Consider the following 9,937-nt stretch of genomic DNA (forward strand, 5'->3'; position numbering starts at 1 on the left):
CCCCGTCAGGCGGCATTCATCGCTCGGCTTCAAGAGCCCCATCGCCTTCGAGCGAAAGGCCCGGGAACTGAGCTAAACGCTCTCCACCAAAGCCGGGCAGGTCCAGTGTACAGGAACTGCTGGTCGATCAGCCGCATGAGGGCGTGGTTTATCTGGGTCTCGCCCGTCGGCGTGTAATAGAACGACGAGCGCGAGATCGACAGCAGGCGGCACTGCGCGCCCACCGACAGGGCAGGATGGTCGCGTTCGATCATCTTCCGCCTCACTTCCCGGTCCAGGGCTTGAGCTTTCGTGACAAAAAATCGTTGGCGATGGCCAGTTCCCCAATCTTCGCGTGCAAGGACCGGACCGTCTCCTCATCGACCTCGGCAGCCTGCATTCTGCCGCCGCGCTCGAAGATGTCAGACGCCCCCTCGGGCAGCGCCTTCATCCATTGATGGATCATCGTCGGATTCACGCCGTATTCGGCGGCCAGTTCCGACACCGTGCGCTCGCCCTTCACGGCTTTCAGCGCAACACGGGCCTTGAATCCCGCGTCATGGTTCCTGCGTTTCCTCATATCCTGATCTCCCCGTTCTTGGAGACCAGCAGACGTCAGATCGTAGCTTCCCTCACTGTCCGATTTTCGGGGGGTAGCTCAACCGGCCGCGCAGGCCGCCATCATGATACAGGTCAGATGTGCCCATCTCATTGGCCTGCTCGATGCGGTTCGGTGACAGTCCTGACCACGGCATCATCGGAACCGCGTCCGATGGGGACCTTGAAGGCCTGCGGTCAGGCAGGCAACGGTGATGCGTTTGGCCGATCAGGCTGCATGCAGGCCCTTGATCTCGGAAGATTGTGGCGTCAATCGCTATCCGGTGCAGGTTACGCCGTTTGCAGCGGCGCTTGTCGTATGTCACGGGATTCCTGCGCAACGTCCGGCCTGGGGTGCGGGCTTTTATCAACTTGTAGTTAAACGATTTTCTTAGTCAGTCAGTCAGTCAGTCAGTCAGTCAGTCAGTCAGTCAGTCAGTCAGTATCATAGCCTCGGTTCGCCAGAAACCAATCGGCCTGCGGCAGGCTGTCCAGAAGCGCCGCTGCGCCGGCATGGTCGCTGACCTGTCCTGCCGACATGAAGAAACAGATAGGTCTTCCTTTCGCATCGGTGACGGCGTGCAGCTTGGCGATCCGTTCTCGGGCGAAACTGCCCCCCCGGATAGCGTCTTTTTCCCTCGGACCCTTTCGTTCGACCAATCTGACGCTCGCCCCCCTTTTGGCCCGCAGGCTGCAGGCCGTGCGATGCGCCTTCAGGCGGGACGCATGGATCATGATCGCCTAGCGCTCGATGCTCTCGGCCGCCAGGCCGACCATGATCCGGGCGAAGACCCCGCGTTCGTGGCCGCACTCGGACCACAGGCCCTTGCCGCTCACCTCCAGCGCTTTCAACGGTTGCAGATGGTTTTGGCCGGGCCGTATTCCCCGTTCGGGCATTCTCTCGAACCGGTGGCGTTCATGCCCTCACCATCGCACCATCGTGATTGAAAAAGATAATGCCGCTCAGCACCCGCAGATCGTCAATCCGTGGACGGCCATGACCCTTGGGGAAGCAGAGGCGAAGGGGCGCCATCTGCGCTTCCGTCAGCCAGACCAGGTTGCCCATCAATCAGATCCCCTCGCGGCGGCATGAATCACGAAAGGAGCATGATATCAATGGGTCTGGAGCATAGGCGCGCTGCACAAGAGCCGGGCACGGCCAGATCAGCGAGCATCTCAGTCTTGCGCGGGTCGCGCCTTTGCCAGCCCGTTCCCTTACCATTGCCAGAAACGCCGCAATTTCGGCTGACGGGTTTCGCCTGCCTGGATAATTCAGGCTGAAGCCCGGGCGGGGTGGGGTCCAATCCTCCAGCAGGCGCAGTAGCCGCCCGGTGGCGATGTCCTCGGTCACGTCCTGATTGATGAAGGAGACGATCCCCGCGCCGTCCAGAACGGCGGTGCGAGCGTTGGCGGCCACATCGAGGGACAGACGGCCCTGGGCCTCGATCTGCAGCACCGCTCCGGCCTGCTCGAAGGACCAGCGTACCGGGGCGCCGTTCGGCAGGCGTCCGGGGACGTGCCATGAGCCGCGATCCAGTTCGGCGACGCGACCATGGCAAAGCGCTGCGGCGGGCCCAGAGGCAGCGCGATCATGTCGCGCGGCACCAGGTCGGTGGGGCGCAGCCCCAGATCGAAACCCTCGGCGACGATGTCGACCAGCCGCCCCTCGGTGACCAGATCCACCCGCATGTCAGGGAAGCTGCGCAAAAAAGCTATGACCATTGGCGCGATCCCCCTTCCCGCCTGGACAGGGGCGTTGAGGCGCATCAGCCCCGCGGGCGTCACGCGCTGCGCGTGGTGCGGTTGAACAGGCGCACGCCAAGCGTGGCCTCCAGCCGCGCGACGGTATGCGACTGCGCAGTCGTCGACAGGCCCAGATCCAGCGCCGCCGCGCGGAACGAGCCGCGACGCGCGACGGCCAGTTCGGGCTCCGGCCCCTTCAGCCCGCTGTCCATTGTCCCGATCCTGTCATCTTCAGATGCCTGATTATCCGCTTGCCGGCCCAGCCTTATGTTGGCTGTCATCAGAACCGGACGGACCGGTCCCACGCATCTCCAAGCCCCGATCCAGACGTATTTTGCCGCCCGCGCGCCGCAGGATGGCGACGCATTCACCCCCAGTGCCGTGGTCCATGACGAAGGCCAGGCCCATCGCGGCCCGCAGGCGATCCGCGACGGGTGGTTTGCGGCCAAGGCCTGTCCAGGGAGGTCGCGGCCAAAGGGCGTGCGCGACGTCCGCGTGGCCCCGGCTGGATCGAGACCGGGGCCTCGCGGCCCTCGGTCGGACGCAAGGCCGCCGAGGCGGGCACGGATATCGACGGGGGCCGGCGGAACGTCATGGACAGCCTGGGCGGCATCCCCATGGGCCGTCCGTCACAGCCGGCCGATGTCGCCAGCCTGATCGCCTTTCTGGCGTCGGATCGTGCCGCCACCATCACCGGCACCGAGCATGTCATCGACGGGGGGACGGTGCCGACGGCGTAGCGAACAGGGGTGTACTGCTGCCAGCCAATGCGGCAGCCCCTTCAGGGCGGCGCACCCGGTGTGATTTGCCGCCGCCTGTCCAAATCCGGCTAGGACTGACTTCGGCGGCGTGCCCATGGCGCTGTTGCCCGTGCCGCTGCGGTCGGGGTGCGCATATTCGATCAGATCCCACCGATTTCCCCACGGGTCCGTCCAGACGACGACACGCCTGTAAGCTTCGTCGCGGGGAAGCGTCTCGAAAGCCACGCCCGCGTCCTGAAGCCGCTGGTAGTCCCGTGCGAAATCCTCGGTCTCAAGGAACAGCCAGACGCGGCCGCCGCCTTGCTGTCCGATCGCGTCGGATTGGCGGTCCTGGGCCGCGCGGGCCAGCAACAGCTCGGTCTGCGCGCCCGGTGGCGCGATCCGCACCCACCGCTTGCCGCCGCCGAGATCGGTATCCTCCCGACACTCGAAACCGATGCGGCGAAAGAAATCCAGTGCCGTGTCGTAATCGGGGACCAGCAGTGAAACATGGGCGATGCGGGCGGGCATGAGGTCGCTCAGGACAAGGGGATCAGGGCCCGATCCCGAGGCACGGCCTTGGCGGAGGCAAGGCGTTATGCGGTGTTGTGGCTGGTGGCCAAGGTCGGCAGAACCCAGCCGGGGCGGCAGGTCCGCCGGCCTGCTCCAAGCGGCCAATGTGTCTTCGCGATATGGCGCTTTGCCTAGGACTCCCAAGGGTGCGCAGCGGCATTGATGAACCATGACCGGGACACCGCTTGCACATCATGCAGAACTGCCGTCTCATGGGGCAAATGGATGGAGGACGGCATGACCCATAGCCCGCTGTATCGGACACGTATCCTGCTGAGCCTGGGCGGGATCTTCTTGGCCCTGCCAGTGGCCCTGCAGGCGCAGGACTATCCGCATGCGGAGGAACCCATCGGCACGATCGAGGATGTCTATGACGGCCGCCTGACGCCCGATCTGGCCGTCAGCACCTTTCGCAACATCGACCGCCTGTTCCCGACCCGGACCATCCCGGCCAGCGACACGCCCCGCGACCTGCCGGAGGCCCCCGTCGATCTGCCGGGGATGGTCAGCTATCAGGTCGATAACGCGACCTATGACCTCTATGATTTCCTGTCGCTGGACAATGTCACCGGGATGATCGTGCTCAAGGACGGCGCGGTCGTCTATGAGACCTATCAGCGCGGCAACACGGCCGACACGCGCTGGATGTCGATGTCGGTGGCCAAATCCATCACCTCCACCCTGGTGGGCGCCGCGATCGTCGATGGCCATATCGGCGGCCTGGACGATCTGGTCACCGACCATGTCCCGGCCCTGGAGGGCAGCGCCTATGACGGGGTCAGCATCCGCGACATCCTGCTGATGGCCTCGGGCGTGGAGTGGAACGAGACCTATACCGACCCCCAGTCCGACCGCCGCGACCTGCTGCGCGCGCAGATCGAACAGCGCCCCGGTGCCGCGATGGACGTGATGGCCGCATTGCCCCGCGCCCACGCCCCCGGCACCCATCACACCTATTCCACCGGAGAGACGCAGGTTCTGGGCGAGGTCGTCCATGGCGCCGTCGGCATGCCGCTGTCGGATTATCTGGCGGAAAAGATCTGGCAGCCCTATGGGATGGAGGCCGACGCCAACTGGTGGCTGGACAGCCCCGATGGGGTCGAGATCGGCGGCAGCGGCCTGTCGGCCACCCTGCGCGATTTCGCCCGCTTCGGGCAGTTCTTCCTGGAGGGGGGGGTGATCGACGGCAACGCCATCCTGCCCGACGGCTGGACGGAGACCGCCGGTCTGCCGCAGGAACTGACGGGCGGCGAGACGATCGATTATGGCTATATGTGGTGGCCCGGCTGGACCGAGCCGTCCATCGCCGACGGTGCCTTTGCCGCGATCGGGATCCAGGGGCAGAACATCTATATCAACCACGCGCGGAACGTCGTGATCGCCACGCATATGGCGCAGCCCAAGCCTCTGGGCCGCGAACCGGTCGACCCGCTGGTCGTGTTCGATGCCATCGCGGCGGCGCTGGACTGACGGGTGTCCGGCACCCGGCCCATGGAATGCAGTCCGTGACGATGGCCCGGAACACCGGATAGAAAGGAGGCCCCATGATCGATGATACCGACCGCCGACACCTGCAGCGCTGCGTCGACCTTGCGGCCGAGGCGTTGGCACAGGGACACGAACCCTTCGGCTCGGTCCTTGTGTCGACCGAAGGGCAGGTCCTGTTCGAGGACCACAACCGCATCGGCGGTGGCGATCACACTCGGCACCCCGAATTCGCCATCGCCCGATGGGCCGCGACCCATATGGAGGCCAAGGACCGGGCCGGGGCCACGGTCTATACCTCGGGCGAACACTGCCCCATGTGCGCCGCCGCCCATGGCTGGGTCGGGCTTGGCCGGATCGTCTATGCCAGCTCGGCCGCCCAGATGACGGAGTGGCTTGCGGAACTGGGCGTTCCAGCGTTCCGCGTCCGGCCGCTGCCAATCGGCGCCGTGATCAGCGACACCGTCGCCCACGGCCCGGTCGACGAGTTCGCGACGCAGGTCCGCGCCCTGCACATCCGGTCGCATTCGGGCTGAACCGGTCAGGGCGTGCCGGTCAACGCGCCGACGATCCCGAACGGGCAAGCCGCGCCGGTGCGGGGCGAAGTGGTCCTGATAAACCGCACCTCGCCCCAAGGTGCAGTCCCGGCAATGTGCACCACAGCACCCGGCGGGTCCCGACCGGCTGCTGCGGCTAGGGTGTTCTGATGTGGATCGCGGCGGAACGCCGCGCGATGGCGCGAGCCTGGGCCGCGTCGGGAAATCCTTGAAGAAGGACGGCGGGGATATTTGTGATGGTGGCCTTGCGGCTCGAACTGGCGGGCCGGTATGCCACGTGCGGCGGAACCCGTCGGGCAGGGCACGAAGCAGGACACGGAGGATGACCTCAGGCGGTGCCAGCCGGATCATCTTGTGGCGGTCGCCGAACGCGATGCGGGAACCGCTCGCCAGCGGAACGCCACGCAATCAGCCTCCGCGCTGACCAGTCGGGCATCTAAGATGGCGACACGGTGGGGCTATTGACTGAGGCAGGCGAGCGCCGCCCTGGCGCAGTGGCACCCCAGTCTGGCAGGCTGCGATCCCTGACATCACCTGTATCTGTGAGAGGCTGACATGCCCCGCATCAGCCGACCGCGCTTCACGACCACCGGCGCGAAACATGTCCGCGATCTCCAGAGAGAGCCGGGGCACCCCGGCGTCCGGTCACGCATGACTTTGCGTCAGCGTGCGATCCTGCACCCTAGCCAGCATCGCGGTGACACCGACAGTGCCCAGGATCGTTTTGGTGGCGACATGAATGTGACGCGCGGCTTGGGCGTGGCCGGGTAGCAGCTGGATCACCCGCATGCCGGTATGGGCCTCCGGCAGGTGGGGCAAAGCTGCTACCGCAGCCTGTGCAAGGTCGCAGGCGTCTTGACGGCGGCCCCGTGTCTGGCCGAGGCAAAGGCGCGGTTCAGCGGCCTTTACGGGATCGGGTTGGCCTTCGGTTTGCCCGCACACGGCCGGCCTTCGGGACGCGCTTTGCGCCAGCACGCACGCTGCTGCTCCAGCAAGCCGGGCTATGGCATCACCGTTCGGTCGTGACCCTTGCCCCGTTCGACATCATCGGCATCCGCCCCGGATCGTGCTTGCCCCTTAGGCCAAGGGCGCCGGTCCCGGCGATGTGCTGCACCCAAATCCGCGCACAGGATATCCTGGCATGCTGGGCCTGCGGCGGGCCGATGAAGACGAGGTCCCGCCTCCCCCGAGCCGGTGTCGCCCCATACCGGCAGGCGGCACCGTCCAAGCGACCAGTTCCGCCAACCGAGGCCAATGACCTTTCAGGATGCCCCAGAAACGCGGCACGTCCCTGAGGGTTCGGCCGACCGGAGCGTTGGAGCCGCGACGCTCCGGGCGTGTCAGATCGTTACATAGTTCCGCCAAGGATGCGCTTCCTGAAATCCCAGCACGTCGCGGATCTTGCGATTGGACAGCGGGGCCTCATCCGTGCCCATCCGCCGGGTGATCGGCGTGTTCGGTGCATATCTGGCCAGGAACTCGGCCGTGGGCAGGGTGGCGGTGATGGTGTCGTTCACCGCGTTGAACACCTGATAGCCAAGCCCGTCCTTCTGCAGGCAGAGATGCACGATCTCGCCCAGATCACGGGCGTCGATATAGCTCCAGGCGTTGCGCTTACGGCTCATCGGGTCGGCCAGATAGGCGGGAAAGGCGTCGTATTCCTGCGGCTCGATGACGTTCCCGATGCGAAGGGCATAGACATCGGCACCATAGCGCATGGCAAAGGCACGGCCGGTCCTTTCGTTGACCACCTTTGACAGGCCATAGCTGTCCATCGGGTCGCTGTCGTAATCCTCCTCCAGCGGAAAGGAATGATAATCCTTGTCGCCCTCGGCAAAGCAGACGCCATAGGTGGTTTCCGAACTGGCTAGGATCACCTTGCGGACGCCCAGCTTCATCGCCGCCTCCAGCACGTTGTAGGTGCCGACGGTGTTCTGCGCGAAGGTGGTGTTGTCGGGGTGGATCATCACCCGCGGCACGGCGGCGAAATGCACGATGGCGTCGGGGGCCTTGGGCGGTGCGCCCTCGTCGAACCCGTCAAAGCCGAAATGGGTGGTGAAGGCGTTGAAGACCTGGCCGCTGTCGGTGATGTCGGTGATCAGCGTGTTCACCCCCGGATGGTCCAGCGGCTTCAGATCGACGTTCAGGACCTTGTAGCCCCGTTCCAGCAGATGGGGCACCGCATGGCGACCGGCCTTGCCGGTGCCGCCCGTGAAGATGATGCGTTTCGTCATAGGTTCCTCCCTGTCCGTCACCCACCTGATTGCCCGGATTTGCCCGCGGGTGCCAGCATTACCCGTCCGCAGGGTGCATCGGCGCGAAAGGGCGTTCCGCCACCCCGGCTGACAACTGGCCTCAGAGGGGCCGGAGCGCGCCCGCCTGAACGGCGTTCAGGAAATTCGCGATCTCGCGCATGCGGCGGTCGAACAGGGCGATCTCGGCATTCAGGCCCAGCTGCCAGGCGATGTCCACGGGCGTTGGCGCGGCATCAAGGTCGCGCAGCCGTGCCGCCATGGCGTCCACATCCCGCCGATCGCGCGCCAGACCCTGGTCGATGACGTCCTCCGCCTGGTGGACCGTCGAGGCGGCGATTTCGGACAAGGACAGCTCCGGGTGATACTGGACGCCCCAGAAGGTGCCTCTGCCATGGCGGATTTCGGCGGCCTCGATGGGGGTATCGGGGTTCGCGGCCAGGCTGAGCGCGCCCGCGGGCAGGCGGGTCACCACGCTGGAATGCATGGCCGGTGCGGTCCATGTGGCGGGCCTGCCGTCCAGCATCGGGTGGCGCATGCCCGCCTGGGTGCGGGTGATGTCGCGGGCAAAGGCGACCTCGGCGCCGGGTTGGCGGGGGCCGGTTTCGCCCCCCGCCGCCACGGCTGCGATCTGCAACCCGGCGCATGACCCGAATGCGGGCACGCCCGCCTGGAACACCTGCGCCATGAACCGGGCGGCGGCCCGGGCCTCGGCGCTGTCCTCGTGCATCTGGATCGGTGAGCCCGCAAAGACGATGCCGTCATGACGCGCCAGATCCTGGAGGGTCCCTGTCTCAAGGCAGGAGACCGTGTCCAGCTCGATCCCGGGACGCAGGCGGCGCAGCGCCGCGGCATAGCTTTCATGCGACGCCTGCCCGGCATAGCTGCGCCGCTCGTTCTGCTGCGCCGGCGTCTCGCTGGAGACGACAAGGATGATCGGGGACAATGGGGGGCCTTTCCTGACGGGCGCGTCACGGGATAACGTGGCGGAGGGCATCGCGTTCATCGGTGCGTCGATCGGCCACGCAGGGTCCGCGATGGGTGCGGGACCGTATCGGATGGTGGATGGCCCCCCGTGCCGGGGGCACCCTCAGGTCTTACGTCCACGGGTGTTCGAATTCGGCGTGTACTGGCACTCCGCTCGTGCAGAGTGTCGTGATGTCGGCGGGCACAGCCTGACTTTCGCGGCGGGGCCGGGCGGTCCTGCGCCTGATTTCGCGACGGGGCAGGTGGACGAAACCCGCGGCAACTCTCCGTTGGGCGGGCATGGGAAGGTCAGTCGGACAGGGTGTGGATCACGGCGCGGGGGCACCCGGCCTCTTCCCACAGAAAGGCCAGCGTGATCGGCAGGCGGAACCGGCGGGGACCGGCCGCGCCGGGGTTCAGCCAGAGGATGCCGCGGGTCTCCTCGATCCCAGGCCTGTGGGAATGGCCCGAGATCACGACGGTCGATTCCGGGTCGGCGCTCAGGGCCTTGCGGTCATGGATCATATGGATGCGCAGGCCGCCGATGGTCAGGCTGACCGTTTCGGGCAGGGCCTCGGCCCAGGCCCCGCGGTCGATGTTGCCGCGGATCGCCGTCACCGGGGCGATGCGCGCCAGGATCTCCAGATGGCCGGGGTCGCCGATATCGCCCGCATGCAGGATGCGGTCGACGCCGTGCAGCGCCTCCAGCGCCTCGGGGCGGAGCAGGCCGTGGGTGTCCGAGATGACGCCGATGCGCGCCCCAGGGCCGGGCCGGAGAGGGGGTGGCATGGGGCCGCTCCTGCGGTTGATCGCGCGTCAGCCCGGCATCGTGACGACGATGGGGCCGCGTCGGGTCGCAACGACGGTGTGTTCGTATTGCACGACCGGCGCGGCAGGTTGGCTGTAGAGGGTCCAGTCGTCATCGGCGCCCGGCGCGGCCCATCGTCCGCCGCGCGACAGGAACGGCTCGACCGTCAGCACCAGGCCGTCATGCATCCGGCGCCGGTCGCCCCGGGTGGGCCAGGTCGGGACCTCCTCGGGGGCC

Annotated in this window: 10 protein-coding genes and 4 pseudogenes; 3 read left to right on the forward strand and 11 right to left on the reverse strand. The window is 66.5% G+C overall.

Going from position 1 to position 9,937, the window contains the following annotated elements:
- Nucleotides 1-29 precede the first annotated feature (29 nt).
- From ABS73_RS12680 to ABS73_RS16795, 5 genes and pseudogenes are all read right to left on the reverse strand, one after another.
- Nucleotides 30-254: a hypothetical protein gene (locus ABS73_RS12680; RefSeq protein ID WP_286693491.1), complete on the reverse strand. Its 225-nt coding sequence runs from the start codon at nt 252-254 to the stop codon at nt 30-32.
- Nucleotides 255-262: 8 nt separating this feature from the next.
- Nucleotides 263-559: a transposase gene (locus ABS73_RS12685; protein WP_277023345.1), complete on the reverse strand. Its 297-nt coding sequence runs from the start codon at nt 557-559 to the stop codon at nt 263-265.
- Nucleotides 560-1,014: 455 nt separating this feature from the next.
- A pseudogene (locus ABS73_RS12690) lies at nt 1,015-1,642 on the reverse strand (transposase); the annotation flags it as partial.
- A 3-nt stretch (nt 1,643-1,645) separates the two neighbouring features.
- A pseudogene (locus ABS73_RS12695) lies at nt 1,646-2,343 on the reverse strand (LysR substrate-binding domain-containing protein).
- 14 nt (nt 2,344-2,357) lie between these two features.
- Nucleotides 2,358-2,531 carry a helix-turn-helix domain-containing protein gene (locus ABS73_RS16795; RefSeq protein WP_353743337.1) on the reverse strand — a complete coding sequence of 58 codons (174 nt, stop codon included), beginning with the start codon at nt 2,529-2,531 and terminating at the stop codon, nt 2,358-2,360.
- 405 nt (nt 2,532-2,936) lie between these two features.
- Here ABS73_RS16795 and ABS73_RS12700 point away from each other — a divergent pair, with 405 nt between their 5' ends.
- The gene (locus ABS73_RS12700; RefSeq protein WP_277023347.1) at nt 2,937-3,059 is read left to right on the forward strand and encodes an SDR family oxidoreductase; all 123 of its coding nucleotides are present in this window, start codon (nt 2,937-2,939) and stop codon (nt 3,057-3,059) included.
- Between the two features lie 177 nt (nt 3,060-3,236).
- Here ABS73_RS12700 and ABS73_RS16800 read toward each other — a convergent pair.
- Nucleotides 3,237-3,803: pseudogene (locus ABS73_RS16800) on the reverse strand (VOC family protein); the annotation flags it as partial.
- Between the two features lie 66 nt (nt 3,804-3,869).
- On the opposite strand from ABS73_RS16800, the gene ABS73_RS12710 reads away from it, so the two are divergent.
- Both ABS73_RS12710 and ABS73_RS12715 read left to right on the forward strand, forming a co-directional pair.
- Nucleotides 3,870-5,102, forward strand: a complete 1,233-nt coding sequence (locus ABS73_RS12710; RefSeq protein WP_286693492.1) for a serine hydrolase domain-containing protein — start codon at nt 3,870-3,872, stop codon at nt 5,100-5,102.
- A 74-nt stretch (nt 5,103-5,176) separates the two neighbouring features.
- Complete coding sequence (locus ABS73_RS12715; RefSeq protein WP_277024611.1) at nt 5,177-5,653, forward strand: nucleoside deaminase; 477 nt, start codon at nt 5,177-5,179, stop codon at nt 5,651-5,653.
- A gap of 666 nt (nt 5,654-6,319) precedes the next feature.
- Here the strand turns inward: ABS73_RS12715 and ABS73_RS12720 are convergent.
- From ABS73_RS12720 to ABS73_RS12740, 5 genes and pseudogenes are all read right to left on the reverse strand, one after another.
- Nucleotides 6,320-6,493 (reverse strand): hypothetical protein, encoded by a 174-nt coding sequence (locus ABS73_RS12720; protein WP_277024609.1) that lies wholly within the window; start codon nt 6,491-6,493, stop codon nt 6,320-6,322.
- Nucleotides 6,494-7,014: 521 nt separating this feature from the next.
- Complete coding sequence (locus tag ABS73_RS12725; RefSeq protein WP_277024606.1) at nt 7,015-7,908, reverse strand: NAD-dependent epimerase/dehydratase family protein; 894 nt, start codon at nt 7,906-7,908, stop codon at nt 7,015-7,017.
- 121 nt (nt 7,909-8,029) lie between these two features.
- A complete protein-coding gene (locus ABS73_RS12730; RefSeq protein ID WP_277024603.1) occupies nt 8,030-8,872 on the reverse strand; it encodes a type 1 glutamine amidotransferase in 843 nt (280 codons plus the stop codon).
- Nucleotides 8,873-9,201: 329 nt separating this feature from the next.
- Entirely contained in the window at nt 9,202-9,681 is a 480-nt protein-coding gene (locus tag ABS73_RS12735; RefSeq protein WP_286693493.1) for a metallophosphoesterase family protein, read from the reverse strand.
- 27 nt (nt 9,682-9,708) lie between these two features.
- A pseudogene (locus ABS73_RS12740) lies at nt 9,709-9,937 on the reverse strand (type I methionyl aminopeptidase); the annotation flags it as partial.

Source organism: Paracoccus sp. SCN 68-21 (assembly GCF_001724535.1).
GTDB classification, from domain to species: domain Bacteria; phylum Pseudomonadota; class Alphaproteobacteria; order Rhodobacterales; family Rhodobacteraceae; genus Paracoccus; species Paracoccus hibiscisoli.

Excerpts from the sequence above, each read along its gene's own strand:
- ABS73_RS12680 (WP_286693491.1), bottom strand. The coding sequence starts at position 254 with ATGATCGAACGCGACCATCCTGCCCTGTCGGTGGGCGCGCAGTGCCGC.
- ABS73_RS12685 (WP_277023345.1), bottom strand. The coding sequence starts at position 559 with ATGAGGAAACGCAGGAACCATGACGCGGGATTCAAGGCCCGTGTTGCG.
- ABS73_RS16795 (WP_353743337.1), bottom strand. The coding sequence starts at position 2,531 with ATGGACAGCGGGCTGAAGGGGCCGGAGCCCGAACTGGCCGTCGCGCGT.
- ABS73_RS12700 (WP_277023347.1), top strand. The coding sequence starts at position 2,937 with ATGGGCCGTCCGTCACAGCCGGCCGATGTCGCCAGCCTGATCGCCTTT.
- ABS73_RS12710 (WP_286693492.1), top strand. The coding sequence starts at position 3,870 with ATGACCCATAGCCCGCTGTATCGGACACGTATCCTGCTGAGCCTGGGC.
- ABS73_RS12715 (WP_277024611.1), top strand. The coding sequence starts at position 5,177 with ATGATCGATGATACCGACCGCCGACACCTGCAGCGCTGCGTCGACCTT.
- ABS73_RS12725 (WP_277024606.1), bottom strand. The coding sequence starts at position 7,908 with ATGACGAAACGCATCATCTTCACGGGCGGCACCGGCAAGGCCGGTCGC.
- ABS73_RS12735 (WP_286693493.1), bottom strand. The coding sequence starts at position 9,681 with ATGCCACCCCCTCTCCGGCCCGGCCCTGGGGCGCGCATCGGCGTCATC.